Origin of the sequence: Chitinophaga nivalis (assembly GCF_025989125.1) — a bacterium.
Taxonomy (GTDB): Bacteria; Bacteroidota; Bacteroidia; order Chitinophagales; family Chitinophagaceae; genus Chitinophaga; species Chitinophaga nivalis.
Window position 1 is genome coordinate 2,204,688 of record NZ_JAPDNR010000001.1, and the last position, 26,163, is coordinate 2,230,850.

Annotated in this window: 22 protein-coding genes, 3 tRNA genes and 1 pseudogene; 11 read left to right on the plus strand and 15 right to left on the minus strand. The window is 47.4% G+C overall.

The features are described 5' to 3' along the window. Positions 1-45: 45 nt before the first annotated feature. The 3 genes from OL444_RS09075 to OL444_RS09085 form a co-directional block, all read right to left on the minus strand. Positions 46-435, minus strand: coding sequence for a thioesterase family protein (locus OL444_RS09075; RefSeq protein WP_264733533.1), 390 nt, complete (start codon positions 433-435; stop codon positions 46-48). A 102-nt stretch (positions 436-537) separates the two neighbouring features. Continuing rightward, positions 538-2,415: an Nramp family divalent metal transporter gene (locus tag OL444_RS09080; protein WP_264733532.1), complete on the minus strand. Its 1,878-nt coding sequence runs from the start codon at positions 2,413-2,415 to the stop codon at positions 538-540. Positions 2,416-2,537: 122 nt separating this feature from the next. Continuing rightward, positions 2,538-3,197, minus strand: a complete 660-nt coding sequence (locus tag OL444_RS09085; protein WP_264733531.1) for a metal-dependent transcriptional regulator — start codon at positions 3,195-3,197, stop codon at positions 2,538-2,540. 131 nt (positions 3,198-3,328) lie between these two features. On the opposite strand from OL444_RS09085, the gene OL444_RS09090 reads away from it, so the two are divergent. From OL444_RS09090 to OL444_RS09105, 4 genes are all read left to right on the plus strand, one after another. Further along, a complete protein-coding gene (locus OL444_RS09090) occupies positions 3,329-4,276 on the plus strand; it encodes a hypothetical protein (protein ID WP_264733530.1) in 948 nt (315 codons plus the stop codon). Positions 4,277-4,600: 324 nt separating this feature from the next. Further along, positions 4,601-4,675 (plus strand) — tRNA-Val (locus OL444_RS09095). A gap of 27 nt (positions 4,676-4,702) precedes the next feature. Continuing rightward, a tRNA-Val gene (locus OL444_RS09100) sits at positions 4,703-4,777 on the plus strand. Between the two features lie 31 nt (positions 4,778-4,808). After that, positions 4,809-4,883, plus strand: a tRNA-Val gene (locus OL444_RS09105). 233 nt (positions 4,884-5,116) lie between these two features. Here OL444_RS09105 and OL444_RS09110 read toward each other — a convergent pair. Then, on the minus strand, positions 5,117-7,273 hold the full coding sequence (locus OL444_RS09110; RefSeq protein ID WP_264733529.1) for a cation:proton antiporter: 2,157 nt from the start codon (positions 7,271-7,273) through the stop codon (positions 5,117-5,119). Between the two features lie 107 nt (positions 7,274-7,380). On the opposite strand from OL444_RS09110, the gene OL444_RS09115 reads away from it, so the two are divergent. The 3 genes from OL444_RS09115 to OL444_RS09125 are packed head-to-tail and all read left to right on the plus strand — an operon-like array spanning position 7,381 to position 9,026. After that, complete coding sequence (locus tag OL444_RS09115; protein ID WP_264733528.1) at positions 7,381-7,689, plus strand: ATP-dependent Clp protease adaptor ClpS; 309 nt, start codon at positions 7,381-7,383, stop codon at positions 7,687-7,689. A gap of 29 nt (positions 7,690-7,718) precedes the next feature. Beyond that, complete coding sequence (gene aat, locus OL444_RS09120) at positions 7,719-8,357, plus strand: leucyl/phenylalanyl-tRNA--protein transferase (RefSeq protein WP_264733527.1); 639 nt, start codon at positions 7,719-7,721, stop codon at positions 8,355-8,357. A gap of 48 nt (positions 8,358-8,405) precedes the next feature. Beyond that, positions 8,406-9,026 carry a DinB family protein gene (locus tag OL444_RS09125; protein ID WP_264733526.1) on the plus strand — a complete coding sequence of 207 codons (621 nt, stop codon included), beginning with the start codon at positions 8,406-8,408 and terminating at the stop codon, positions 9,024-9,026. A gap of 6 nt (positions 9,027-9,032) precedes the next feature. On the opposite strand, the gene mtaB is transcribed toward OL444_RS09125, so the two are convergent. Further along, on the minus strand, positions 9,033-10,310 hold the full coding sequence (gene mtaB / locus OL444_RS09130; RefSeq protein ID WP_264752016.1) for a tRNA (N(6)-L-threonylcarbamoyladenosine(37)-C(2))-methylthiotransferase MtaB: 1,278 nt from the start codon (positions 10,308-10,310) through the stop codon (positions 9,033-9,035). Positions 10,311-10,402: 92 nt separating this feature from the next. Here mtaB and OL444_RS09135 point away from each other — a divergent pair, with 92 nt between their 5' ends. The 3 genes from OL444_RS09135 (at position 10,403) to priA (ending at position 14,165) form a co-directional block, all read left to right on the plus strand. Continuing rightward, entirely contained in the window at positions 10,403-10,834 is a 432-nt protein-coding gene (locus OL444_RS09135; protein ID WP_264733524.1) for a DUF4258 domain-containing protein, read from the plus strand. Between the two features lie 122 nt (positions 10,835-10,956). Then, positions 10,957-11,724 carry a lysophospholipid acyltransferase family protein gene (locus OL444_RS09140; protein WP_264733523.1) on the plus strand — a complete coding sequence of 256 codons (768 nt, stop codon included), beginning with the start codon at positions 10,957-10,959 and terminating at the stop codon, positions 11,722-11,724. Then, positions 11,721-14,165, plus strand: coding sequence for a replication restart helicase PriA (priA, locus tag OL444_RS09145; protein ID WP_264733522.1), 2,445 nt, complete (start codon positions 11,721-11,723; stop codon positions 14,163-14,165). The genes OL444_RS09140 and priA overlap by 4 nt, the downstream gene beginning before the upstream one ends. 6 nt (positions 14,166-14,171) lie before the next feature. On the opposite strand, the gene OL444_RS09150 is transcribed toward priA, so the two are convergent. Together OL444_RS09150 and OL444_RS09155 are read right to left on the minus strand one after the other, a co-directional pair. After that, positions 14,172-16,130 (minus strand): hypothetical protein, encoded by a 1,959-nt coding sequence (locus OL444_RS09150; protein WP_264733521.1) that lies wholly within the window; start codon positions 16,128-16,130, stop codon positions 14,172-14,174. Positions 16,131-16,235: 105 nt separating this feature from the next. Beyond that, complete coding sequence (locus tag OL444_RS09155) at positions 16,236-16,898, minus strand: oxidoreductase (protein WP_264733520.1); 663 nt, start codon at positions 16,896-16,898, stop codon at positions 16,236-16,238. Between the two features lie 138 nt (positions 16,899-17,036). Here OL444_RS09155 and murB point away from each other — a divergent pair, with 138 nt between their 5' ends. Continuing rightward, positions 17,037-18,053, plus strand: coding sequence for a UDP-N-acetylmuramate dehydrogenase (gene murB, locus OL444_RS09160; RefSeq protein ID WP_264733519.1), 1,017 nt, complete (start codon positions 17,037-17,039; stop codon positions 18,051-18,053). Positions 18,054-18,110: 57 nt separating this feature from the next. Here the strand turns inward: murB and OL444_RS09165 are convergent, their stop codons facing one another. From OL444_RS09165 to nagB, 8 genes and pseudogenes are all read right to left on the minus strand, one after another. Next, a complete protein-coding gene (locus tag OL444_RS09165; protein ID WP_264733518.1) occupies positions 18,111-19,079 on the minus strand; it encodes a YpdA family putative bacillithiol disulfide reductase in 969 nt (322 codons plus the stop codon). Positions 19,080-19,095: 16 nt separating this feature from the next. Further along, positions 19,096-19,794, minus strand: a complete 699-nt coding sequence (locus OL444_RS09170; protein WP_264733517.1) for a glutamine amidotransferase-related protein — start codon at positions 19,792-19,794, stop codon at positions 19,096-19,098. A gap of 36 nt (positions 19,795-19,830) precedes the next feature. Continuing rightward, positions 19,831-20,712, minus strand: a complete 882-nt coding sequence (locus OL444_RS09175; protein ID WP_264733516.1) for a class I SAM-dependent methyltransferase — start codon at positions 20,710-20,712, stop codon at positions 19,831-19,833. Between the two features lie 141 nt (positions 20,713-20,853). Continuing rightward, on the minus strand, positions 20,854-21,810 hold the full coding sequence (locus OL444_RS09180; RefSeq protein WP_264733515.1) for a YeiH family protein: 957 nt from the start codon (positions 21,808-21,810) through the stop codon (positions 20,854-20,856). A gap of 95 nt (positions 21,811-21,905) precedes the next feature. Then, positions 21,906-22,742 (minus strand): hypothetical protein, encoded by an 837-nt coding sequence (locus OL444_RS09185; RefSeq protein ID WP_264733514.1) that lies wholly within the window; start codon positions 22,740-22,742, stop codon positions 21,906-21,908. A gap of 157 nt (positions 22,743-22,899) precedes the next feature. Then, positions 22,900-23,448 carry a hypothetical protein gene (locus OL444_RS09190; protein ID WP_264733513.1) on the minus strand — a complete coding sequence of 183 codons (549 nt, stop codon included), beginning with the start codon at positions 23,446-23,448 and terminating at the stop codon, positions 22,900-22,902. Positions 23,449-23,511: 63 nt separating this feature from the next. Next, positions 23,512-23,943, minus strand: a complete 432-nt coding sequence (locus OL444_RS09195; protein WP_264733512.1) for a phosphohydrolase — start codon at positions 23,941-23,943, stop codon at positions 23,512-23,514. Positions 23,944-24,021: 78 nt separating this feature from the next. After that, positions 24,022-25,953 (minus strand): annotated as a pseudogene (gene nagB / locus OL444_RS09200) (glucosamine-6-phosphate deaminase); the annotation flags it as partial. Positions 25,954-26,163: the final 210 nt, after the last annotated feature.

The following is a 26,163-nucleotide window of genomic DNA, read 5'->3' on the forward strand; positions in this document are numbered from 1 at the left end:
GTCAGCAGCTGTACAGGCCTTCCAGGAAATGCGTAATGCTTTTTATTACAGGGCTGCGAACAGGCGTTCCAGCTTTTCTTTTTTCAAGATCTTCTGTACCTGTATACCACTGGCAATTAACCGGCTGCCGGCAAAAGCTTCATAGCTGCAGGTGATTTCATGATGATGCAGTTGTGTGATGGTAGCGGTGAAAGTAACCTCGCTGCCGGCGAGGGCCGGCGCATGGTGCTCTACCGTCAAACGGGTACCGATACCTTCTTCCGTGGCATCTTTCATTTCCAGTACAAATAAACGACAGCACCATTCCGCATCACGTGCCAGTGCAAAGGTGGCATATACCGGATGTACCTGGCCATTGTCGAAGGCGGCGCAATCTTCCGGACGTACCAGGCGGGTGAAGTGCCGGGTGTCACCAGGCTGAAAGGAATGAGTCATGAGGGAGGTATTAGTAGCAGTAAATTAGCGAATAATCAGCAGATAAATATGGGGAATCATAGCCGGAAACAAGCGATGGAACGCCTGTTTCCGGCTGCCGGTTTATTGTACCACCAGTACGGGGATGGTCACCTGGTGTCTTACCTGGTTGGCGGTTTCGCCGTATAACCAGTCTTTGAAACCTTTATGTCCGTGCCCGCCCAATACCAGGAAGTCGGCTTTTTCTTCCTTTACAATACGGGCAATTTCCTTGGCGCGGTGGCGGAAGCCCAGTACACCGGTAGCGGTTATATTACGGTTACGCAGCAACCGGAGATAGGTATCCAGCTGTTCCTGGTCTTTCCGGGTTTCAAAGTCATCCGAGTCTTTACCGAAATATTTTGCGGAGGCACTTTCTACAATATGAATCAGGATATATTGCGTGTGTTCGTTGCCGTGAGCAATGGCATTGGTGATGATCTGTTCATCTTTTTTGGAGAAATCCAGTGCCATGGCAATGCGATGATAGACCGGTTTTTCCAGTTCGCCGATAGATACCTGGGTCGTATGGATGCCGGTATTGGCATCTTCCCGGTAGCGGCTGCGCAGCGGATACAGGATGGTGATGAGGAGCAGCACCATGAAACCAACACCGCCAGCAATGATAATACCGTCTACGAAAATATTGCCGGAGCCGGTGATATAACCAATGGCTTCTGTATATACCATGCGCATATTAAGGTACACCAATAAAGCGGTAATGGCCCAGCTGAGTATTTTCACCACCGGTTTGATAGCATAGATACCCATGGTTTTTTTGTCGCTGACGAAGTGAATGAGCGGGATGATGGCAAATCCCAGCTGCATACTGAGCAGCACCTGACTGAATACCAGCAGGGCGCCCACTTCTTTGTCGCCGGCAATGAGGATGGTAATCAAAGCGGGTACGATCGCCAGCAACCGGGTGAGCAGTCTTCTCAGCCAGGGATTGATGCGTAGCCGCAGGTAGCCTTCCATTACAATTTGTCCGGCGAGGGTGCCGGTGACTGTGGAGCTTTGTCCGGCGGCAATCAAGGCGATGGCAAAGAGCACCGGCGCCAGTTTGCTGCCCAGCAGTTTATCGAGCAGTTCGTGTGCATCCTGTATTTCCGCCACGTCGGTACGTCCGCTTTTAAAGAATACGGCGGCGGCCAGTATCAGGATGGCGGCATTTACGAGGAAAGCCAGATTCAGGGCAATGGTACTGTCGAGAAAGTTCATCTTTAGGGCCTGCCTGATTCCTTTGTCATCCCGTTTTATTTTCCGGGTTTGTACGAGGGCAGAGTGGAGGTAGAGGTTATGTGGCATCACGGTGGCGCCGATAATACCGATGGCGATGTAGAGGGCAGTGTTATCCGGTATGGAGGGTACAAAACCTTTTACTACTTCAGACATCTGTGGTTTTACCAGGATGAGTTCTACCAGGAATGAAATGCCTACAATGGCTACCAGGCATATAATAAACGCTTCCATTTTGCGGATGCCATACCGTTGCAGTACCAGCAGGAGGAAGGTATCCAGTACGGTAAGACTCACGCCCCATATCAGTGGCAGGCCGGTCAGGAGTTGTATACCAATGGCCATTCCGAGTACTTCTGCCAGATCGGTGGCGGCAATGGCTATTTCTGCGAGTAAGTATAAAATGAAGTTGATAACAGGGGGATAGGTTTCGCGGTTGGCCTGGGCCAGATCCCTGCCGCGGACGATGCCGAGGCGGGCACTCAGACTTTGCAGCAACAGGGCCATCAGGTTACTCATGAGCAGTACCCACAGCAGCTTGTAGCCATATTGACTACCACCAGCCAGGTCGGTGGCCCAGTTGCCGGGGTCCATATAACCTACACTCACGAGGTAGGCCGGTCCTAAAAATGCGAAGATCTTTTTCCATTTCGACTTTTTGCTGTTGATATCTATACTTTGATGTACCTCACTGAGGGAAGCTGACGTATCCTGGATATGCATGACTAGTTATTTAATCCGCCTTGTACAAGGGAACTATTGCTGGTGCGTGCTGCAGGAAGAAGCGGCCGGAAAATATAAATCTGCCCTGCTTTTGCTGCGCACTGCTGCCTGTTTTATTTCGCTTATACCGGTCTTACCATAATATTTTTCGCTACCTGTTCACTGATGGTGATGGCAGGTTGTTGTTTTAATTTTATTTCAATTGAGTTGTCGTATTCGTAGTGTGCAACAATTTCGAGCTGTGTACCCAGTTTGATGCCTTTGGCATTCAAAAAAGCCAGGAGGGCGGTAGACTGATCAGATACGGCAGTCACGATGAGTCTTTTGGCGTTGGCCTGATCCAGGGATGTCTGTGGCCGTGGTTTGGTGATTTTTCCGTTGGCATCCGGTATCGGGTCTCCATGCGGATCGATGATGGGATTGCCCAGGTATTCGCTGAGACGGGTGGTTAGTTTCTCACTGCGTACATGTTCCAGCTCTTCCGCCAGTTCATGTACTTCTTCCCAGCTGAAAGCCAGCTTATCTACCAGGAAACATTCCCATAACCGGTGACGTCTGACGATTTGCAGGGCAGCTTTTCTACCTTCTGCTGACAACGTGATGCCTTTGTATTTTTCATAATCGATCATTTTTTTCTCTTTCAGCTTCTTTGCCATGTCTGTTACAGAGGCAGGTTTGGTTTCCAGTTCATAGGCCAGTGCGTTGGTGGTTACTACGGCATCGCCTTCCTGCAGCTTGTAAATAGACTTGATATAATTCTCTTCCGCGATCGATAAGTTCATGACGTCTAAAATATTATTTAGACAAATCTAAATAATAAATCTGAACTTTTACCTATCCGGTATGTTTTTTGAAATTAGCAGCGCACATATAAAAATTATATCTAACTTTTCGCCCAGAATTAAATTTTATAATGAAGCGTTTCTTACTAGTAATACTGGCAATCGGTATATTGGCAGCCTGCAAAAACAAACAAAAATCCGGTGACGGTACAAAAGAACCGATGACACTGGCTGATTTTCAGGCGTTATTCACACCAGGTACCTTGCCTTATAAACTGGCTGCAGACAGCCTGCAGCTGAAACTGGCAGACTCTCTCGCGCTGGATACTGCAGCAGTACGTCAGTTTTTAACCGATACCCTGACCACAGGTACTTTCGGTCGCAATGAAAAAGTAAAAATCTTTCCTTTACAACGTATATCCGGCGCCGTAGTGGATTACCTGGTATTGAAAGTAGCCGGTAAAAACCAGACTACCGGTTACCTGTGTTTTCTGGATAAAAAAGGAAAATACCTGAGCCGTATACGCGTAGCCAATACCGGTAGCAGCGATGGTACCACCACCTCCTTTAACCTGGATAGCAAAAATGTACTTAAAATCAATACGGAGAAAAAGCTGACGGGTAGCCGTACGGCGCTGAAAGAAGACTTTTTTATGATCAACAATGATGGCAGCATTACGTTGATCATGACGAATTCCAACGGCCCTACCACCCCCGGACAAATCTTTAACCCGATAGATACCTTACCCCGGAAACATAAATTTTCCGGCGATTATACTTCCGGTGAGATGAACATTGTGTCTATCCGCGATGGAGAAGATGCGAAGACGTTCCAGTTCTTTATTACCTTCTCTAAAGACAATGGCAATTGTAAGGGAGAACTGAGTGGTAAAGGCACGTTCATTGCCGGTAACCGGGGCGAATTCAAAGACAAGGAATCTTCCTGCGGACTCTCTTTCCAGTTTTCCAATGGCCGGGTAAGTATCCGGGAAATTGGTGGCTGCGGTGCCTACCGGGGCATCAAATGTTTTTTTGAAGGTGGATTCGTGAAAAAAGCAGAGAAGAAGAAAAAGAAATAACTGCAAGCAATATATAACACCCGGACCCGGAGATAACCAGTCGTTATCTCCGGGTTTTTTTATGCAGGTCGGATAATACCTTTTTCACACATTACAGATTTAATTTAGTTGTAAATGTTCAAAAGTATTTTGTTTGTTATGAAATTGATTAGTATTTTTGTAAACCCTGAAACGCTTTGCTGTAAGGAGTTTGAATAGGTTGATAGGAGGTAGGTGTTACAGGTTTTTTGCTCTTTTTTTAAAAATTATTTGGTAGAATAAAAATAGTTTATACCTTTGCGATCCAATCGAACGAAAGGTACGAAGGGATACGAAGAAAAAAACGGGAGTTTAGCTCAGCTGGTTCAGAGCATCTGCCTTACAAGCAGAGGGTCGATGGTTCGAATCCGTCAACTCCCACTACAACATTTTAGGTCTTATTTTATCGGGAGTTTAGCTCAGCTGGTTCAGAGCATCTGCCTTACAAGCAGAGGGTCGATGGTTCGAATCCGTCAACTCCCACACTACAACACAACATTAAAGTTCTTTAAAGGGGAGTTTAGCTCAGCTGGTTCAGAGCATCTGCCTTACAAGCAGAGGGTCGATGGTTCGAATCCGTCAACTCCCACTTTTATCTCTCTCTCTATAGAACTTTCTCTCTCAACAAAAATTACAAAACAGATTTTATTTACACATTGGCTGATCACTGACAGCGGATGATTTTTTTATTGTAGATAATTATCGGGAAAGATGGTGATGGAAGCGCGTTTGCGATGCAGCAAATAACATGCATCAGCTGCATAAAAAAACGCATGATACAGCATTGTTGATTATCTGTATCATGCGTTATGATTAAAGGGGTTATTTGCCCTTAAAAATGCGTTTTACGGCCTTACCCAGTTTATTAAGATTGGCAATCTGTTCCTGAATAGGCGCCAGCGTAAGATCTTCCGGTTGCAAGCCTGCTTCCAGGAAATCAATTTCTGTTTGTTCCGGATACAACAGGATCACATTGTTCTCCTTGAAATGACGATCCAGTTTGCCGGGAATACCTTCCATATAAGCATGATAAGAGAGCGTACTCTTACGGGCTGTCACCACCACTACCAGATCATCTCTCGTAATTTCTCTGGACAGAATCAGGAAATCCTCGATGTTGTCGAACTGGCGGAAACTGAGGTCTACACTCATCTTCGTCTGGCCGGCAAAGTTTTCCACAGCTTTTTGTGTTTTCGCGGGGCAATACACCAGCAGTTTAGCGCCTGCCTGTTTCGCCAGCATAAACATCTTTTGCAGATAATGTGAAAAGCCTAATTCATATTCGGCATTGGGCGATAACACCAGCACCATTTTTTTAGTGGTATTCAACGGATGCTGGAAGTTGCACACATACACGGTTTCCCATACACTTTGCAATACGTTATCCATGGTGGTACCAAAGATGTTTCCAAACCAGCGGTCAGTGGTGCTGGTTTTATCTGTCCAGCCCAGTATCACATCGGATACCAGCAGTTCTTTCACCGCGCGGGCAATACCATCCGATACGTTGAGGTCTATACGGGTCACTACCTGCACTTCACTTTCTGTAGCCGCCGCATGAATGACGGCTTTCTCCAGCATTTTATTGGTAACATGAATTTTTTCCTTTGCCTCCGCATTATCCTGAACCACGGCCAGCGGATAGATAGGCGTGCGGGCATGGGTGTCCTTGATCATCACGGCAAAGTCCAGCAAGGCTTCTATACGGTCAGGGTTGGAAACCGGTACCAGTATACGTTCTGGTTGATCCGGCAATTCCGGTTGCCGTTCCGCTTCCTGGATGGCCAGCTTACGGCCTGCATTTTCTGTGACAAAGGAACCTACCAGACAAGTGATCAGAATCAGTATAACGGTACCATTCAAGATATGTTCATCTACAATGCCCATGTTGTAACCAATGAGAATAACAGCGATGGTTGCGGCTGCGTGTGCACTGCTTAATCCGAAGATGACATTGCGTTGGGTAGCACTGTATTTGAAAGACAACTGCGTAAAGAAGGCCGCCAGCCATTTGCTGCTGAGCGCCATCAGGGTAAGGGCGCCTGCAATGATCAGCGCATCCGGCCCTTTCAGGAGAACGCGTAAATCCACCAGCATACCTACACTGATCAGGAAAAACGGAATGAATAAGGCATTACCTACAAATTCAATACGATTCATCAGTGGAGAGGTATGGGGGATCAGCTGATTCAGGGCAAGTCCCGCCAGAAATGCGCCGATAATACCTTCTACACCTGCCAGTTCGGCCAGGAAGGCTGCTGCAAATACCAATGCGAGTACAAATATGAAATGCGATGTTTTATCGTCCTTTATTTTTTTGAAGAACCACCTGCCCAGCATAGGCATCAGCCATAAAATGATGACCGCAAAGATGGTCAGGGAGATGCCCAGCCGTACCCAGAAATAAGTATTCAGGTTGCCGGCCTGCGCGCCCGTGATGATGGCCAGTATTAACAATACCGCCGTATCTGTGATAATGGTACCACCTACCGCTACGGTCACCGCTTCATTTTTAGTGATGCCCAGCCGGCTGGCCAGCGGATAGGCCACCAGCGTATGGGTGGCAAACATGCTGGATACCAGCAGGGTAGCCATGAAGTTAAAATGCAGTACATAGGTACATACCACAAACCCCATGAGCAATGGAATAAAGAAAGTGAAAGCGCCGAAAACCATACTACGGTAACGGTTCTTCCGGAATTCAGTCATATCCAGCTCCAATCCTGCCAGAAACATAATATAGAGCAGTCCGGCTTTCCCAAACAGATCAATACTTCCTTTTTCAATAATTTTAAACCCATGGTCACCTATCAGCATACCTGCTATAATCAAGCCTATGATACTGGGGATGCGAAATTTCCGCAGGATGATAGGCGCCAGCAGGATGATAAACAATACCAAAGAAAAAATGGGTACCGGATCCTTTAACGGTAAATTGGTATCCATCAGTAAAACCGAGCCATGCAGCAAATTCATCATAACCATTAATTTAAAACAAATCCATAAATCATTGTGTTCCCTATTCTGCCAAAGATGAATAAATTAACGAATAATCCATGTAATTTTGCATAAAGCTTTTTTTAAAAATGAGCGATCGTACAAGTATAGAAGGATTACCGGAGGAACTGACGGATGTGCTGGTGGCGGAAGACGAACAGTTTCCGTTTAGCCTGGTGGTATGGAATGATGAGGTAAACACCTTTGACTGGGTGATTTCCTCGCTGATGGAGGTATGTAACCATACTCATGAACAGGCAGAACAATGTGCACTGATCATCCATTTTAACGGAAAATATGCCGTAAAACAGGGCGAATACATCAAATTGCGCCCACTATGCGAAGCTTTGCTGGAAAGAGGCCTGAGTGCCACTATTGAAGAAATGGCTGATAAATAGCCGCAGCTGCCGGTAGTTAGTTTGGTAATATGCCCGTTTTTCGTCTCAATAAACAACTCGTTTTTCCTCCTGTTCAGTTGGCATCATCCGACGGCTTGCTGGCTGTTGGGGGGGATCTTTCTGTAGAAAGATTATTGCTCGCCTACCGTTCCGGTATCTTCCCCTGGTACGATGAACCCCCGATTTTGTGGTGGAGCCCCGATCCCCGTTTTGTATTATTCCCCGACGAATTGAAAGTATCCGCCAGTATGCGGCAGGTACTGAAGAAAAAACAATTCCGTATTTCCTTCAACGAAGACTTTGCCGCCGTGATTGACCGCTGCAGCCGTATTCCACGCCCGGGCCAGACCGGCACCTGGATTACGTCCGAAATGAAAGCAGCCTACATCCGCCTGCACAAAGCCGGGTATGCCCTATCAGTGGAATGCTGGCAGGGAACACAGCTGGTAGGGGGTCTGTACGGGGTTAAAATCGATCGGTTCTTTTTCGGTGAATCCATGTTTGCAGATGTGAGCAATGCATCAAAGGCGGCCTTTATAACGTTTGTACAAACCTATGCGCAGGAGTTAACCATGATCGACTGCCAGGTACATACCGATCACCTGGCTTCTCTGGGTGCGGGCTTTATCAGCCGGGAAGAATTTCTGCAGCTCATCTCTTTTTCGTAACTTTTACCTATTCCGATTACTTATTTACTGGCACTTAAAACTATCGCGATGAAAAAAGTACTGCTGTTGATAGCTGTGTTCTATGGCTTCACCATTCCCACTCATCTTACTACCCGTGACGACAAATCCGTACTGATTACACAGTTGCAGCAAACCAAGGCCCGGCTGCTGAAAGACCTGGAAGGCCTGACCGATGCCCAGCTGGAATACAAGCCTGCTGCCGACCGCTGGTCAGTCATTGAATGTGTGGAACACATTGTGCTGACAGAAAAAATGTTTATGGAAAACGGGCAGAAAGTATTGCAAACACCTGCTAATCCTGAAAAAAGAGCAGAAATAAAAGTAACAGATGAAGCTATCCTGAAAAACATAGAAGACCGCAGCCGTAAATTCAAGGCGCCGGAAGTTGTTTCACCGAAACGTACTTTTACCTCCAATGCAGCCACCATCAATGCTTTTACCACACAGCGCGATCAGCTGATTGACTATGTGACCAATACTTCCGATGACTTACGTAACCATGTTACGCAGCATCCGGCACTGGGCTATATAGATGTATATCAGTTGCTCCTGCTCGATGCGGCACATACAGCCAGGCATACCCTGCAGGTAGAAGAAGTAAAAGCTGATCCCGGATTTCCGAAATCAGCGACCGTCTTACAGCAATAAATTTTTTTAACGGAGATGCCAGTCTACGATCTGGTTCTCCCATTCCTGCCGGAAAGGAGTGGTGATCTTAATATAATTATCCGTGTAGCCTTCCATCATGCCTTCTTTGTTGTGTGATTCGAACAACACTTTGCGGGTTTCACCCAGATGCTGTTCGGTAAAGAACTGCAGTTTTTTGTGGCTCAGGTTACGCAGCATTTTATTGCGTTCGTGGCGCACATTCACAGGAACTACCGGTTGTATATCCAGGGCATGGGTATTGGCGCGTTCTGAATAAGTGAACACGTGCAGGTAGGATACATCCAGTTCATGCAGGAAGTTATACGTATCCTGGAACTGGGCATCGCTTTCAGAAGGGAAGCCTACTATCACGTCTACACCGATGGCGCAATGTGGCATAAATTGTTTGATCAGCGCTACCTTTTCGGCATATAGTTCCCGGCGATAGCGACGGCGCATCAGTGCGAGTATTTCATTACTGCCGCTTTGCAGTGGAATATGAAAGTGTGGCATGAACTTCTGGCTGTTGGCAACAAATTCAATGATTTCATTGCTCAGCAGATTCGGTTCAATGGAAGAAATACGATAACGGGAGATACCAGCTACCTGGTCCAGTGCCTGTACCAGTTCATAAAAGGTTTCTTCTCTTTTCTTACCGCCTTCCAGGCCTTTGCCGAAATCGCCGAGGTTTACACCCGTGAGTACGATTTCCTTTACACCGCCTGCAGCCAGTGTGTGGGCATGTTCCACTACATTGGCAACACTGTCGCTGCGGCTTTTACCGCGGGCCATCGGGATGGTACAGAAAGAACAGTTGTAATCACATCCATCCTGTACTTTCAGGAACGTACGGGTACGGTCGTTGAGAGAATAGGAAGCATGAAAAGTATTTACATCTTCAATATCACAGGAACAGATTTTTGTGCTGTCGCCTTTGGTCAGTGTTTTCAGGTGAGCGCCAATGTTAAATTTTTCGGCGGCACCCAGCACCAGGTCCACGCCTTCAATGGCCGCAATTTCTTTAGGCTTCAGCTGGGCGTAGCAACCGGTAATCACCACCATACTCTCCGGCGCGCGGCGCTGGATGCGGCGTACCAGCTGACGGCATTCCTTGTCGGCATTATCGGTCACCGAACATGTGTTAATAACGTATACATCGGCTGCGCCATCAAAATCTGTTTTTACAAACCCATCCTGTTCCAGCAACCTGCTCAAAGTGGAGGTTTCTGAAAAATTCAGCTTACAGCCGAGTGTATGAAATGCTACTGTTTTTACCTGTTCCATAAAGGAGGGCAAAGGTAGCAACTTTTTACGTCATAGTTTGGTAAGGAATTTTAAGTATTTTACGCCGCTTTTCTTACATATATATGAAATCGATGCAAAAATACCTTCCGGTACTGTTACTGGCTTTGTTATTGGTAGCCGGCTGGCAGCAGCAATGGTGGAAAGATACCCACGCACCGCTGCCCGGCAGAAGTAAGCCCGTTGTTACCCGTGCGCCTGGTACTACCGAAGCCGTCGGCGTACTGAACCGTCGTTCCCGGTTGGAGTATACCAAACATGCCATTTGCCGGATGGAATGCCGGGAGGTCACCAAAACAGAAGTCCAGGAAATACTGACCGACGGGTCCGTAAATATGGAAAAATCCAATCCGGAGGATCAACCTTGCCCTACCTATGCTTTGGAAGGTTATTCCAATGAAGGACAACACCTGCGGGTTGTATTTGCGCCGTGTGATGAAAATAATGCCAAAGTAATTACCTGTATCGACCTGGATAAAGACTGGACGTGTGATGATTGTAAGTAATTAAACCGTATTTCCGGGTCCTTCCTGAAAGCGCACATTCCCGGAAGTGCGCAATTCTTGCTGTGTAATTATTAATTTCTTCGTAGTTTTCCACCTCATTTAAACCACTTTAAGGGGCGTTTATGAATTTTATTTTGAAGCCGTTGCGTGTTCTCTATGTTGTATACGCCGCCATCATTTTTCTGGGAATTATGTTTTTAATATTGCCACCTATTTTCCTGGCATCCTTACTGGGAAAAGAAAGAGGAGGAAACATCATTTTCTATTTCCTGCGCTTCTGGGCGCATGTATGGTTTCCAATGGCGGGCATGTGGGTTAGCCGTAAATACCTGGCCGAAGAAGATGATAAACCCTGTATCTATGTGGTCAATCACCGTTCCTATCTGGATGCTGCCATTGCTGTAAAAGTAATGCGGCTGCCTTTCCGGCCGCTGGGAAAAGTGGAGATGTCTAAAATTCCGTTCTTCGGATTTATCTATAAAAATTCAGTAGTGGCGGTAGATCGCTCCAATGCGCCTGCCAGAGCCAGAAGTGTACGTGAAATGATGAGTGCCCTCAAAGCAGGTATTTCTATACTCATGTTCCCGGAAGGCACTACCAATGAAAGTAATCAGCCGCTTCGTCCTTTCCACAACGGGGCTTTCCGGATGGCCATTGAAATGCAGATACCCCTGAAACCGGTACTGTATCTCGATGCCGGCGAACGCTTACCCCATAAGGGACCGATGCATTTGTCGCCCGGTAAATGCCGGGTGGTGTTCCTGCCCGCCGTACCTGTGGAAGGTCTTACCCTCGATGATATCAATACCCTGAAACAACAGGTATATGATATTATGGATACTGCTTTACGACAGTACCATCATTACCCAACCTTGCAGCAAGTAGGATGAAATATGCAGATGTAATATTGCCGCTGGCATTACCCAGGAATTATACTTATGCCGTTCCGGACAATATGGAAGCTGTGTTGCAGGTAGGAAGCCGGGTGGCGGTACAACTGGGCAAACAGAAAAAGTATGCCGGTATTGTCAAGGCTATTCATGAACAGGCGCCTGCGGATTATAAAACCAAACCCATACTGGATATACTGGACAAGGATCCGGTGGTATATCCTACCCAATTATCTTTCTGGAGCTGGATTGCTGCTTACTACATGTGCAGCGAAGGAGAAGTGCTGAATGCCGCATTGCCGGCGCATCTCAAATTATCCAGCGAAACATTGCTGCTTTTCAATGACGCCTACGGCGAAGATTTCACGGCACTCGATGACGATGAATATATGATAGCGGAAGCGCTGCATATCCGGAAAGAGCTGCGGATAGAAGAAGTACAGCTGATTCTCGATAAATCAGAAGTCTACTCTGTCATCAAAAAACTGATTGAAAAAAAAGTATTGCTGGTATATGAAGAATTAAAAGAAGTATACCGCGAGAAAAAAGAAAACTATATACAGCTGCATGCCTCCTATCAGGAAGAAGCACAGCTGGCGGCTCTTTTTAATGAAATGGGCCGCGCACCCAAACAAATGGAACTCCTGTTAGCCTATCTGCATCTGCAGAAAACACAGGGTGAGGTATTGCAACAGGAACTCCTGAAAAAATCCGGTGCTACCACCGCTCAGTTAAAAGGCCTGGTAGATAAACAGATACTGTGGGTAGAAAAACGCACTGTCGACAGAATTCCTGCCCATAAAGCAGAGACGCTGATCGACTTTGACCTGAGCCCGGCACAGGCTGTGGCACTGGAACAGGTGCGTGCACACCTGAAAGAAAAACAGGTGACACTGCTGCATGGCGTTACCTCCAGTGGTAAAACGCAGGTGTATGTGAAAATGATGGAAGACTGTCTGGCTGCCGGTAAACAGGTATTATACCTGCTGCCGGAAATTGCGCTGACGGCACAGATCATCCGGCGGTTGCAGAAACATTTCGGTAGTACCATCGGTATTTACCATTCCCGCTTTAATAATAATGAGCGGGTAGAAATCTGGAACAAGGTAAAGAACGCTGAAATCAAAATAGTACTGGGCGCACGTTCCAGCCTGTTGCTGCCTTTCATGGACCTGGGACTGATTATCCTGGATGAGGAACACGATGCCTCCTACAAGCAACAGGACCCGGCTCCCCGCTACCATGCGCGGGATGCAGCTATTTATTATGCAGGTTTATTCAAGGCCAAAGTGCTGTTGGGCTCTGCTACACCGGCACTGGAATCGTATTATAATGCCCGGCAGGGAAAATATGGACTGGTAGAACTGAGCGAGCGCTTTGGTGGTATGGAGATGCCCGCCATCGATATTGTGGATATCAAGAAAGAGATGACAGAGAAAACGATGGACGGTAACTTCTCGCAGGCACTAAAAAATGCCATTGCAGAAAGTATCGCCGCGGAAAAGCAGGTCATCCTCTTCCAGAACAGGCGTGGTTATGCGCCTTTTCTACTGTGTACTACCTGTGGCTGGATACCACATTGTAAACAATGTGATGTGTCGCTGACCTATCATCGTAACCAGGATAAACTGCATTGCCATTATTGCGGTACCCGTTATCCTTATGTTTATACCTGTGCTGCCTGTGGCTCTCAGACACTGGAACCTAAAAGTTTTGGTACCGAAAAGATCGAAGATGACCTGCAACAGGTTTTCCCGCAGGCCAGGATTGCCCGCATGGATGTGGATACCGTACGTAACAAGGATAGTCATAATAAACTGATTAAACTGCTGGAAGACCGGGAAGTAGATATCCTGGTAGGTACGCAGATGGTGGTGAAAGGGCTTGACTTTGAAAATGTAAATCTGGTAGGTATCCTGAGTGCAGACAGTTTGCTGAGCTATCCCGATTTTCGGGTAAATGAAAGGGCTTTTCAGCTGATGGAGCAGGTGAGTGGCCGTGCCGGCCGTAAACATGGTATGGGAAAAGTATTGATACAGGCCAGCAATACCCGGCATCCTATTTTACATTATGTCATGGCACATGATTATAAAGCCATGTATGAAGCGGAAATCGAAGAACGACAGTTATTTGGTTATCCGCCGTTTTCCAGAATTCTGAAACTCACCTTACGTCATAAAAATCAACAGGTCGTGGAACAGGCTGCGCAGATACTGGCAAACTGGCTGCAACCACATATCGGCGCTCAGCTGGTAGGACCTGCGGCGCCGCTGGTAGCCCGGGTACGGAATAACTACCTGCAGGAGATGCTCATCAAATTACCCCGCGAAGCCCGTGTAATTACACACGTAAAACAGGTGTTGCGTGAATTCTTTGTGCATCTCCTGGCAGAAAAAAGATTCCGTTCGGTGGTGATTGTACCGGATGTGGACTGCGTATAGCCGTGGTTATTCTTTAGCCAGGATCAGCTCCTGCCGCTGCAATACCTTGATACGACCGATCATTTGCGCAAAGGATTGTTTGGCATTGTTGCTGAAATCTGTTTGCCGGTACCATTCGATAATGAAGATATGTACCTGATTATTGACCACTTCACAACGCATTTTATACCCTAATACATTTGCTGTTCCCAGTTCTGCATTGAAATCATCCCGGTTGGCTACTTTGTATCCGGCCGGAATGTTGATGTGTACCCGTTTTTCCTGGTAAAACGGAAAGGCGGTTTGCACCGGCAGATTACCGGGAGGCAGATCCATATCATAGTGCTGGGTACCACCCAGCAGTGAACCTAGCTTGATATTGATCTGTACGGGAGTACGTTCCACCAGGGAAGGCGTACTGAGGGTGCTGGTTACGACTACCGGTTTTTCCAGTGTCTGTATGGTAAATTTCTCGTTGGAAGCATTAACGGATATGGGCCTGCGTGTGCCGGCCGCAAACGGCAATATGGCGTTATACACACTGTTACGTTCTGTTTCATTGCTGACTTTAGAGAAGGCCGCCTTCACATTTTCGCCAGGGTAGCCACCAAAAGACTGGGTAATCTGCCATACCGGTGTATCCAGTGACGGCAGGGTCGCATCCAGGCTCACGTTGCTCAGGGTATAGGAAGGGCTGGGCGTGGTGATGAAATCGGTCAGCACTTTACTCTCTTTGCCTACGAGGCTATCCCGGCAGCGGAGCGCAAGTGTATTGCTCCAGAGCGGCGGGTAGCAAGGATAACGGGTGTTGGTTTCCAGTGGCGCCAGGGCCTGTTGTTCGGTAGGGAAATAAAGCAGCACGTTACGGGCCATTGCGCCATTTACCAGCTGGGGATCCAGTGGAATGCTGTCGCGGGAGCTGGTATACAACACGTGCATAGGAATATTGAGCAGGTAATAGGCGGCTGTCATCAGGCGCACGTACCCGGTTCTGGAGGCCTCTTTATTACGGATAATATCTGTCAGATTGCTTGACTCATAAGCATCTCCGTAATAGGTCAGTGCATAGTTGGATTTGATGAAATGTTCTACCTGATAAATCAGTTGAGACATGGGCAGCCGGTATTTCATAAACGGCCATCTGGCCATTTCCCGCTCCAGTTGTTTGTATTCTGTATTACTAACGGCTACATAAGGAACATAAGCTGCTTCCCCAAACAGTTGCCACGTTCTTTTCGTAGTGTCTTTACCGTAAACCACTTGTTGCAGCCCAAAATCCACCCGTTGCAGTTGGGGCAGATAAAAGAACAGGTCGTTGACAGGGAGGGCTGGTACCTGTTTCAGTGAGAAAAGCTGGAAGCGGATATTACCTGCAGTGCTGTCGGTACCGGGCAATACGCCGTTTCTACCCACCACTTTAAACTGCATTTCTTTGGGTGATACCAGCATAAAGTCTACCTGTTGTACCGCAATGCCGGACTGCAGGTATTCTGCGCCGGTATAATCAGACGACATTTTCAGGATCAGTTCATATTCCAGGTCACAGCCAGTCTGCAGCGCCAGGTTGTTGACAACAATGGCAGAGCGGCCATCGGTCATGGGAAACTTCCGGGCCTGATCCTGCAGGTTGGTGACATGGCCGTCCGGGAATACTGCCCGTACCCGCAGGCCCCGTAGTGATTCGATGGCTTCCAGCGGCAACACAATCTGGAGCAGGCTGTCTGCCCCCATTTTAGTGTTGATGTGGATACTTTTATAGATCGTTTTATAATTGGCGTAGCCTTCTGCTTTGTCGCGGTTGGTGACATTGAAATCGTATACGATCTTATGGTCTGCTACCGTATATGGGTCGGCGGTAGTAACCGTCGTACGGGCCTGTGGCTGCTCTTTCCAGATGTCCGGATAATATTTATTGACCTGAGCAGATAAGGTGACGGGTAGTATAGCTACAGCAAAGGTTGCCAGTAAGAATCTGAACTGTTTCATAGAGCGTAAAGATAGGAATTCCGGAAATGAGGATGGGCTGGATTTTCTTTTCCGGGGTATAAAAATAGCTTTACCGGGAGGTAGATAATTATACCTGCCCGGGGATTAAGCGCCTGTTTGCTGAATAGCGTCTGATTCAAATATATGGGTGCCGGTGTCGTCCTGTTTGGCAGCCATGACCATGGCATGGGCAACCGTAGCGGCTTTGATACCCCGGTATTTTTTCCATTTACCTTGTAGTAAAAAGTAGAACAGCTGGATCAGGTATTTGGCGATCCATTCTCCCAACCGGAATTCTTCTCTTTGTCCGATCAGGAAAGAGGGCCTGAAGATACAGGTGCTGACGAATCCTGTTTGCAGGATCGCTGCTTCTGTTTCGCCTTTGGTACGCAGGTAGAAGTTACGGGAACGGTTATCTGCACCTATGGACGAGATCAGCAGGAATTGACGGACACCCTGGCGGTGTGCGATGGTGGCACATCTTACGGGAATATCGAAATCCACCTGGCGGAAAGTTTCCTGGCTGCCGGCTTTCCGGATGGTGGTACCAATACAGCAAAAAAGTGCGTCGCCGTGTAAGGCGGCGGCGAGTTGTGTTTCATCGTTGAAGTCTACCAGTATGGTCTCCAGCTTTTCCCGCTGGTGGGCCCAGGGCTGCCGTACCAGTACCTTTACTTTTCCAAAGGCAGGGTCCTGCAGCAAAGCCGCCACCAGGTGGGTGCCGGTAAGACCGGTAGCGCCGATAACGATAGCAGTTTTGTTCATCATATAGCAAATGAAATCAGGCAATATGCTTTTTCCGGAAGATGATTACAGCGGATTTTACCCGCATTTTTAACCGGATCAGCCATGCTGAATTGGTAATTCGTTATTTCTTCATTTATCTTTGGCTAAAGATAACTTAATATGGGCTTATCGGAGAATGTTCAGCTTAAATCATACAATACGTTTGGCATAGCAGCTATAGCCCGCTATTTCAGGACGTTTGACTCCGCAGCAGCATTATCGGAAGTATTGGCAATGGTTACAGACAAGGACTTGCCGAAGATGATACTGGGTGGAGGCAGCAACCTGCTGTTTACCGGCGATTACAACGGACTGGTATTGAAAAATGATATCCGCGGTATTGCCGTGGTGAAAGAAGATAACGACTACGTATATGTGAAAGCAGGAGCAGGAGAAAGCTGGCATGGCTTTGTGCAGCATTGTATTGCGCAGCAGCTGGCAGGACTGGAGAATCTCTCGCTGATACCGGGTAATGTGGGCGCCAGCCCGATGCAGAATATCGGCGCCTATGGCGTGGAAATCAAAGATGTATTCCATGAGCTGGAAGCCTTGCACCTGCAGGACCGGGAGGTGGTACATTTCAATAACACAGATTGCCGGTTTGGTTACCGGGAAAGTGTATTTAAGAAGGAATACCGGCAGCAATTTGCGATCCTGTCTGTCACCTACCGGTTGCGTAAACAACCGCAATTTAATACCAGCTATGGCGCTATTAATGAAGAGTTGCAACGCATGGGCGTACAGGATCTCTCCATTCAGGCAATCAGCCAGGCGGTGATCAATATCCGTTCCTCCAAATTGCCGGACCCGGCTAAAATCGGGAATGCCGGTAGTTTTTTCAAGAATCCAACGGTAGCAAAAGAAAAATTTGAACAGCTGAAGGCAGCCTATCCTGAGCTGGTGGCTTATCCCGCCGGCGACGACCGGTATAAGCTGGCCGCAGGCTGGCTGATAGAGCAGTGTGGCTGGAAAGGGTACCGGAAAGGAGATGCCGGCGTACATGCCCGGCAGGCTTTGGTACTGGTGAATTATGGCGCCGCGCAGGGGAATGAGATCTACCAGCTGTCGCAGGAAGTGCTGGACAGTGTAGCCGCAAAATTTGGGGTGGAGCTGGAAAGAGAAGTGAATATTATCTGATCACGCAGCTAATAATAAAGCGGCCGGCAGCGATACTGCCGGCCGCTTTGTATTTTATCAGGCGTTGTTTTTTATGTGTGCCATGATTTTACCGGCATGATCCCGGGAGTTTTCGATAAACCACAAATGGGTATCCATTCCGCCGCATACCACGCCTGCCAGATAAATACGGGGCATGTTGGTTTCCATGGTAAGCGGATTGTAGGCCGGATGTTTTTTCTCATCATCCGATAATGCGATGCCGGTGGTTTTCAGCAGCTCAAAATTGGGCTGATAGCCGGTCATGGCAATCACAAAATCGTTGGGAATGGTAACCGGACCATCAGGCGTGTTGATATCCACTTCATTTTCCCGTATAGCCGTTACCGTTGAATGGAAATAGGCTTGTATAGCTCCTTCTTTGATCCGGTTTTCGATGTCTGGTTTTACCCAGTATTTCACCCGGTTGCCGATGGCTTCCTGCCGGATTACCATGGTTACCTGAGCCCCTTTGCGATAGGTTTCCAGGGCAGCATCCACGGCGGAGTTATGTGCACCGATGACCAGCACCCGCTGAGTAGCGTAAAAGTGCGGATCTTTATAGTAGTGCGTTACTTTCGGCAGGTCTTCGCCGGGTATCTGCAGCAGGTTGGGAATATCATAAAAACCCGTGGCCAGTATTACGTGACGGGCATGGTACGTTCCTTTGGAAGTAGTTACCGTATATTCGTCAGCGTTAGGTGTTACCTGTTTGACCTCTTCAAATAGTTTTATATTGATATGATGACTGGTAGCCACTCTTCTGTAATACTCCAGTGCTTCCGGGCGGGTAGGCTTCGGGTTGATGGATACAAAAGGAACGTTACCTATTTCCAGTCTTTCCGATGTGGAAAAGAAAGTCATATACAACGGGTAGTTAAACAGGGAGTTCACCACACAGCCTTTTTCTATGATGATATAGGACAGGCCGGCTTTCCGGGCCTCCAGTGCACAGGAGAGACCAATAGGTCCTCCGCCGATGATCAATACATCAAAAGCAGCGTTCATACAAATCGTATTTAAATTATAATGCCTCCATGTAATCGAGCAGGCGATACAAGGTGCGGTTATTTTCGGTTAACAGATTGTTGTGTTGCCGGATTTTTTCTGCGCTTTGTATAAATGGTCCGCCATGGGCAATAATGCCGGCGCCATGGTCTACCATCGCTTGCAGGCTGTCCGGCGTCAGTTCGGCATGAAACTGCAGCCCGATAACACGGTCGCCGTAAATAAAGGCCTGGTTGCTGCAGGCGGCAGAAGCGGCAAAGCGGGTAGCGCCTGCCGGCATATCAAAGGTGTCGCCGTGAAAGTGAAAAGTGTTGAGCCGGTGTGGTAATACGGATGCGAGGGCGGCGGCGCGGTCCTGAAAGGTAAAATCTATCGGGTACCAGCCCAGTTCCGTTTGCGTGTGCGGATATACGTTAGCATCCAGGGCGGCGGCTATCAGCTGAGAGCCGAGGCAGATGCCCAGTACTTTTTTGTTTTGTGCGATGGCTTCCCGAATCAGGGTAATGGCAGTGGGCATCCAGGGATACTGGTCCTGCTCATATACGCCCATCGGTCCGCCCATGATGATGAACCAGTCGGCGGCAGCGGCGGCGCTGCTATCGGGTTGGGTATCATACCAGCGGGTATAGGTGAGCTGGTGGCCTTTTTGTTTGATCCAGTCAGCCATACAACCCAAGCCTTCAAAAGGTACCTGTTGGAAACAGTGAATATGCATGCGCGTAGACGATTATTAAGGAATCGAAGATACGGCCTATTTCACTTCTCCTCTTACTATTCTGAAATATTCATAGCCTTTCATATGCCGGCTTTCCTCGCCGAAGTAGAGTGCGCGGTACTGATCTGCGCCGGCATCATAACGGATCTGCATGTGGTGCGCTTCCATAAACTGATGGATGTCTTTCGGACGGAGACCATAATCCCATTTTTCACCCGCGCGGCGCAGGGTGCGATAAATGCGGGAGAAACCGGGATATGCTTTAGGGTTGTCCAGCGGCGCCCGATCGAGATAAGTAATGATGACCTGTGTGCCGGAAGCGAAGCTGCTGATATAGCGGAAAATAGCTTCTGCTTCGCGGGCTTCTTCCCACGTTGTTAATGCTTCCCAAAGAAACAGGGTTTTGTAGTGTTTGCGGTTCAGCAGCTGATCGATGACTTCCGACATGCCTTCTTCGCCCATATTGAGCGGGATGTAATCTACCGGTATCACAGGGATTTCCAGCAGTTCGGAGAGTATCTTACGTTTATTCAGCTGTACTTCCGGATGATCTACCTCTACATAATGCAAAGGAGCACCGATTTTCAGGCGATGTGCACGGGTATCATAGGAGGCGCTGAGAATAATCACCTGATTGATACCTTCCTTTTCTACTGCATGGATGATCATGTCATCGATGAGTTTTGTTCTGGCTACAGCAGCAGTAAATACACCCGGCCAGCGGAGCTGGATATACGAAGAAAACAGCTTTCTGGCAACCGGCAATGTACAGGCCGCGAATATGGTCTGCAGGAACCGCGAAAGAAAAGCAGTGGCAAATGGATCATATAATAAACGTTCTCCCTCCGGCTTACAGCTTTCCAATGCCCTGAACCCAGCCATGTACAAACCAGATTTACTGGTAGGGGATCGGCTCATAAATAGCGTGTGTCTAATGGTTAATATAATGATCTCCCTGAGATATTGGTCGAGTTTTCAGAATTACAGACAATAAATCAAATATAAGGAATATTGAGACTGATACGATCAGGGTATTTTCCCCGGTATCAATTTTATTGGTTATCCTAACAGACAGATAGCTGCAAGTGCACCGGCGCTGATCATACACCATAATACAATTCCCTGTAGTAAAGGTTGCCAGCCAATACCCTGTAAGGATTGCCTGGTAAGGTTTGCGCCGATCAGGAATAAGGTAAGGGACAAACCTGTTTTCGCACTTTTTACCAGCAACGGACTAATTTGTTGTACCGCTGGTACCCAGGTATTCAACAGCAGGGCAACAATAAAAATACCGATGAACCAGGGGATTTTTATCCGGCTTTTTTCGCTCTTAAATACCAGCGCGCTGATGAAGGCAATCGGTATAATCCAGAGGGCGCGGGATAATTTAACGGTGGTCGCAATTTGCAGGGCTTCATCGCCATATTTGCCGGCGGCGCCTACAACGGAACTGGTATCATGGATGGCAATGGCGCTCCAAAGGCCAAACTGTTGCTGCGATAAGTTGAGCAGATGTCCTACGGCAGGAAAAATAAACAAAGCGGCGGCGTTCAGCAGAAATATAATTCCCAGTGCTACGGATATTTGTTTTTCGCCGGCTTTCACCACAGGAGCGATGGCGGCAATGGCGCTCCCACCACAGATGGCCGTGCCGCAGGAAATAAGATGGGATGTTTTTTTATCTATTTTCAATAAGCGGCCCAATAGTAAACCGGTTAAGAGCGTACCGGCAATGGAAGCGATGGTCAGTATAAAACCTTCTTTACCTGCTTTGCCGGCGCTGTAGATGTTCATGCCGAAACCTAAACCTACCACAGACAGTTGCAGCAACCAGTGGGTAATGCGGGGTGTGATGGCCGCAAAGGGATTACCCATGGTTTGTGCCAATGCGATACCCAGGAGCAAGGCTACCGGTGGCTGTACAACCGGCAGCAGGGTGGCTGCTGCCGCGATGATAAATATTCCTTTGGGAAAATGACTGTTCAGCCAGGCTTGTCCGATCTTTTGTTGTTGCATATTCAGTACGGTTTTGAAACACAAAGGTCCGTACAGTATACCCGGAAGTCAAATGGCTATTGGTAATTGGTCATAACCATAAGTTATGACTTTGATTAATCCACGGAGAGGATGAATTTATTGAACTTGTTGCTGAAATCTTCTTTGAGGCTCTTATCGATGCCTGGAAGAAAATGAATGGTGAAGTCACGTTGCAGTCTGCGCGGGGCATAACCGTTTAGTGCAACCGGGCGGGTATGTATCACACCGAGGAGTTGTTTACCCTGGAACACCAGTACGAGGCGGTACAGCGGGCTGGGATCATCGATACCACTTTCATAGTTGAAATACAGTTGGTAGGGTTTCAATACATTTTTATCTTCTTCCAGCTGAAAGTTATCGATGAAATCCTGCATATCGGCAATGCTGCGGCCTTTATGCTGGCTCAGATAGCTGACGATGGCCGATTCAATGATACTACCGCTGCGGATGTTCTTCTTTTCCGTATAGCCGTTGATGGTAGCCCACATTTTTTCGCCATTGGTGGCAACCGGCAATTTGGTGTCGCGCTGGAGGGTGCCGGCAGGTACGCCGTTTACTTTCAGCTTGCGGCCTTTGTGAAACAGGGGTTTACTGAATTCTTCTTTTGTAATATCAATATCGATACTAACCGGATACCAGTCTTTGTTCAGTGGGGCACAACGCAGCGGTATGTAGTCGAGTAAAGCAGCGATGGGTTCTCCGCCGGGACTATTACGTATGGTAGCAGCGTTGTTGATTCTTTCTCCCAGAACGGGGATGGCAGCGGTTACTTTTTTGAGAGTAGCTTTTTTGTCGGTGGCAGGGCCCTTGTGACCTACATTTTCTTCATTATCGTATTTGCTGTGTCTACCTTTCTGATCGCAAGCCATTAATACCACTACAGACAAGGCGAGATAAAATAATTGCTTCATAAGCGCAAATCTATTTCATTTCAGGACGATTTACGAATAAAGCACTACGCATTTTCCGATAGCTGAAGAGGGGTGATGTATGCTGGTAGCTATAGGAAAATGCGTAGTTCATCCATTATTTAAATGATTACAGCGGGCCGATAGCCCGCCGTAACAATTAATTTTCTTCCTCTTCCCATTCTCCTTCTTCTCCTTCTTCCCATTCTTCCTCTCCTTCTTCATCGATCAGGAGGCTTTGTTCGGAGCCTGGTTCTATCTGTTGTTCCCGCCAGTGGGCCACTATTTCGTCTGCTTTCTTTTGTATCGGGCTGAAATCCTGTATGGGGTTACCGTCGAACAGGACTTCTGTTTCAGGTATTTCCCGGAAGTTATTAAAACATTCCTGCAGGAGGGCTATATTGTCGGGCGTATTACGCAGGGCGCTGTAAGAGAGCCGGATGGCATCAAACGGGCCGCTGTTGTGAAATACTTCTTCGCCGTTGATCATAGGAAACAACCACACCAGTACATCATCACCAGTTTCTTCACTGTTTAAAATGCCAAAAAAATCATCGAGTTGTTCAAACCCCAGTGGGGCTAATGGTGCAAAGTATTGGTGACGGGGAGGGAACTTCGGATGTTCTTCTCCGGTTATTAAAAATAATTCACCAAACCTGGGCTTATCTTTGGCAATGAACCGAAAGTCAATGAGGATATCGTTTTCCATTGATGGTTATTCTATTTTCTATTGTAATTTAATCGTTTAATCGAAAGGATTTTTATTTAATTTCTACCTGATAACCGCAGCTGTGATACGCTGATAGGCTTGCAGGTATTTGTTGAGCCGTTGCAGGTCTTTTTCCTGTACTGCGGTCATACGCCGGATATCCATATTGTCTGCAAGATCGTTGAGTTTCACTACACAGGCGAGCTTGTTATCCAGAATACGGTTAATGAAGTGCGTATAGTCTTCTTCTTCAGATAGCTTAGTCACACAGCGAAGTGCTTCCAGGAGGTGAGGGGCGAGCCCTTCTTTTTCCAATGCGTCAAAAGTCCAGTCGCTGTCTTCTACAACATCATGCAGTGCTCCCACTATTTTCTCTTCGTCGCTACGCCCGGCCTGCATTACCCGGAATACATGTTCGAGATAGGGGTGACCGTATTTGTCTACCTGATCTCTGTGTACAGATATGGCAATTTCAATTGCGCGGGCTAGATCCATATAATAAATTTAGGGATTTTTTAATTCAGGTATTTCCTGAATTAAAAAATCCCTAATATTTATTTCAAGTAAAAAGGATTACATGAAGTGATAACGTACAAACGCTTCCATCGCTGCATATTGCTGTAAGCCTAATTTGTCGTACAGTTCAGCAGTGTTTGCGTTACGGTCTTCCGCACGTTGCCAGAATTCGCGGGAATCAGTACCCTGGAATGGCACCACATCTTTCTGACTCTGGTGGATAAAGATACCCAGACGTTTCTGCATGATCTGGTCAGGGCTCATTGGCACTGCCATTTCAATTTCGTGGATATCCCATTCCTGCCAGGCACCTTTGTACAGCCATACCCAGCAATCTTTCGCCCATGGCTCGCTTTTCACGATGTCCAGTGCAGCAAAGATCACATCCAGGCACACTTTGTGGGTACCATGCGGATCGGCGAGGTCACCGGCGCAGAAGATCTGCTGTGGTTTTAATTCGCGGAGCAGGTCTACGGTCAGTTGTACATCTTCAGGACCCATTGGTTTCTTTTCCACCAGACCGGTTTCATAGAAAGGCAGGTTCATGAAGTGTGCGTTTTCTTCCGCAATACCTACGTAACGACAGGTAGCCTTAGCTTCACAACGGCGGATCAGGCCTTTAATGGCGCGGATTTCCGGTGTATCTTTCTGGCTTGGTTTTTTAACGTTGATGAATGCTTTGGCATCATTCAGTATCTGAGAGCTTTTGCTCCGGTCGATATCGAACATCCCTTCAAAGCCAACGGCGAAATCGATGAAACGCAGCAGGAACTCATCTGTAACGGCAATGTTGCCGGATGTCTGATAAGCTACGTGTACATCGTGTCCCTGCTCATGCAGCCGAATGAAAGTACCACCCATAGAGATGATATCGTCATCAGGATGCGGAGAGAAGATCAGGGCGCGTTTCTTTGCAGGCTCTGAACGCTCCGGATGATTCGGGAGCTGCGGACCTGGTTTACCGCCGGGCCAGCCGGTGATGGTGTCGCGGATGCTGTTGAATTCCTTGATATTGAGTTCGTAGGCAGAACCGTATTGAACGATCAGGTCATTCAGACCATTTTCGTTGTAGTCCTTATCTGTCAGCATCAGGATAGGCTTGTCCAGCTTCAGTGCGAGGCCGGTAACCGCTTTGCGGATCAGACCCGGTGTCCATTCGCAATCGCCGGTGAGCCATGGCTCTTTGAAGCGGGTCAGCTCCAGGGAAGCCTGTTCATCGATGATGAATTTGCAGTTCGGATGCTGTTGCAGCAGGGAAGCAGGTACCTGGTCGGAGCTGTGTCCTTCTACTGAACGGCGTACGATTTTCGCTTTATGGGAGCCCCAGGCCATCAGCAATACGCGTTTTGCCTTGAAGATGGTGCTGATACCCATGGTAATGGCCAGACGAGGAACCTGGCTCATATTCGGGAACTCGTAAGCATTGGCCAGCCGGGTGCTGTTATCCAATGTTACCAGCCGGGTGTGTGAGTTGATATTAGCGCCTGGTTCGTTAAAACCAATGTGGCCGTTGTTACCGATGCCCAGAATCTGAATATCGATACCACCGTTTTCGTCTATACGCTTTTCGTAGTCTTCGCAGTACTTTTTAATCTGATCCTTAGAGATGGTACCATCCGGCACAAAATACTGGCCTTCCGGAATATCAATATGATTGAACAGTTGTTCCTTCATAAAGCGATTGTAGCTCTGTAATGCATCTGGCTCTATGGGATAATATTCATCGAGGTTAAATGTAATTACATTCTTGAAGCTCAGCCCTTCTTCCTTGTGCAGGCGTACTAATTCGGCATAGAGGTATTTGGGAGTGGAGCCTGTGGCCAGTCCTAATACACATTTTTGATTGGCAGCCTGCTTCTCGCGTATCAGCGTAGCAATTTCCTGTGCAACTGCTCTGGAACCTTCTTTGGCAGAGGGATGGATATCCACAGCAATTTGTTCAAAGCTGTCAATCAGTTCGATTTCCTGATGATTAATCGTCATTTGTAAACGTTTTTGATTAGATGCGGTTTAAAAACGAGCCGGAAAATTAAAGAATTTACAGCTAATGTGTATATTTATTTAGCAAAATTTAATTCATATTTCTTTTAGAAGGGAGAACTTTTTTACATAATTTATCGTTTATATGTTTATAAGACAAGTAGATAACCAGCTATAATCAAGTTTTTGGTGTAGGAGTCATAAAATAGAAACCGCCCG

What these genes read in the sequence shown, in the direction of transcription:
- murB (WP_264733519.1), top strand. Translation starts at nt 17,037, where the DNA reads ATGGGCTTATCGGAGAATGTTCAGCTTAAATCATACAATACGTTTGGC.
- mtaB (WP_264752016.1), bottom strand. Translation starts at nt 10,310, where the DNA reads ATGGAACAGGTAAAAACAGTAGCATTTCATACACTCGGCTGTAAGCTG.
- OL444_RS09185 (WP_264733514.1), bottom strand. Translation starts at nt 22,742, where the DNA reads ATGAAGCAATTATTTTATCTCGCCTTGTCTGTAGTGGTATTAATGGCT.
- OL444_RS09190 (WP_264733513.1), bottom strand. Translation starts at nt 23,448, where the DNA reads ATGGAAAACGATATCCTCATTGACTTTCGGTTCATTGCCAAAGATAAG.
- OL444_RS09135 (WP_264733524.1), top strand. Translation starts at nt 10,403, where the DNA reads ATGCAAAAATACCTTCCGGTACTGTTACTGGCTTTGTTATTGGTAGCC.
- OL444_RS09155 (WP_264733520.1), bottom strand. Translation starts at nt 16,898, where the DNA reads ATGATGAACAAAACTGCTATCGTTATCGGCGCTACCGGTCTTACCGGC.
- OL444_RS09090 (WP_264733530.1), top strand. Translation starts at nt 3,329, where the DNA reads ATGAAGCGTTTCTTACTAGTAATACTGGCAATCGGTATATTGGCAGCC.
- OL444_RS09140 (WP_264733523.1), top strand. Translation starts at nt 10,957, where the DNA reads ATGAATTTTATTTTGAAGCCGTTGCGTGTTCTCTATGTTGTATACGCC.
- OL444_RS09085 (WP_264733531.1), bottom strand. Translation starts at nt 3,197, where the DNA reads ATGAACTTATCGATCGCGGAAGAGAATTATATCAAGTCTATTTACAAG.
- OL444_RS09150 (WP_264733521.1), bottom strand. Translation starts at nt 16,130, where the DNA reads ATGAAACAGTTCAGATTCTTACTGGCAACCTTTGCTGTAGCTATACTA.
- OL444_RS09125 (WP_264733526.1), top strand. Translation starts at nt 8,406, where the DNA reads ATGAAAAAAGTACTGCTGTTGATAGCTGTGTTCTATGGCTTCACCATT.
- OL444_RS09195 (WP_264733512.1), bottom strand. Translation starts at nt 23,943, where the DNA reads ATGGATCTAGCCCGCGCAATTGAAATTGCCATATCTGTACACAGAGAT.
- OL444_RS09080 (WP_264733532.1), bottom strand. Translation starts at nt 2,415, where the DNA reads ATGCATATCCAGGATACGTCAGCTTCCCTCAGTGAGGTACATCAAAGT.
- OL444_RS09075 (WP_264733533.1), bottom strand. Translation starts at nt 435, where the DNA reads ATGACTCATTCCTTTCAGCCTGGTGACACCCGGCACTTCACCCGCCTG.
- OL444_RS09180 (WP_264733515.1), bottom strand. Translation starts at nt 21,810, where the DNA reads ATGCAACAACAAAAGATCGGACAAGCCTGGCTGAACAGTCATTTTCCC.
- OL444_RS09115 (WP_264733528.1), top strand. Translation starts at nt 7,381, where the DNA reads ATGAGCGATCGTACAAGTATAGAAGGATTACCGGAGGAACTGACGGAT.
- OL444_RS09170 (WP_264733517.1), bottom strand. Translation starts at nt 19,794, where the DNA reads ATGCATATTCACTGTTTCCAACAGGTACCTTTTGAAGGCTTGGGTTGT.
- aat (WP_264733527.1), top strand. Translation starts at nt 7,719, where the DNA reads ATGCCCGTTTTTCGTCTCAATAAACAACTCGTTTTTCCTCCTGTTCAG.
- OL444_RS09110 (WP_264733529.1), bottom strand. Translation starts at nt 7,273, where the DNA reads ATGATGAATTTGCTGCATGGCTCGGTTTTACTGATGGATACCAATTTA.
- OL444_RS09165 (WP_264733518.1), bottom strand. Translation starts at nt 19,079, where the DNA reads ATGAACGCTGCTTTTGATGTATTGATCATCGGCGGAGGACCTATTGGT.
- priA (WP_264733522.1), top strand. Translation starts at nt 11,721, where the DNA reads ATGAAATATGCAGATGTAATATTGCCGCTGGCATTACCCAGGAATTAT.
- OL444_RS09175 (WP_264733516.1), bottom strand. Translation starts at nt 20,712, where the DNA reads ATGAGCCGATCCCCTACCAGTAAATCTGGTTTGTACATGGCTGGGTTC.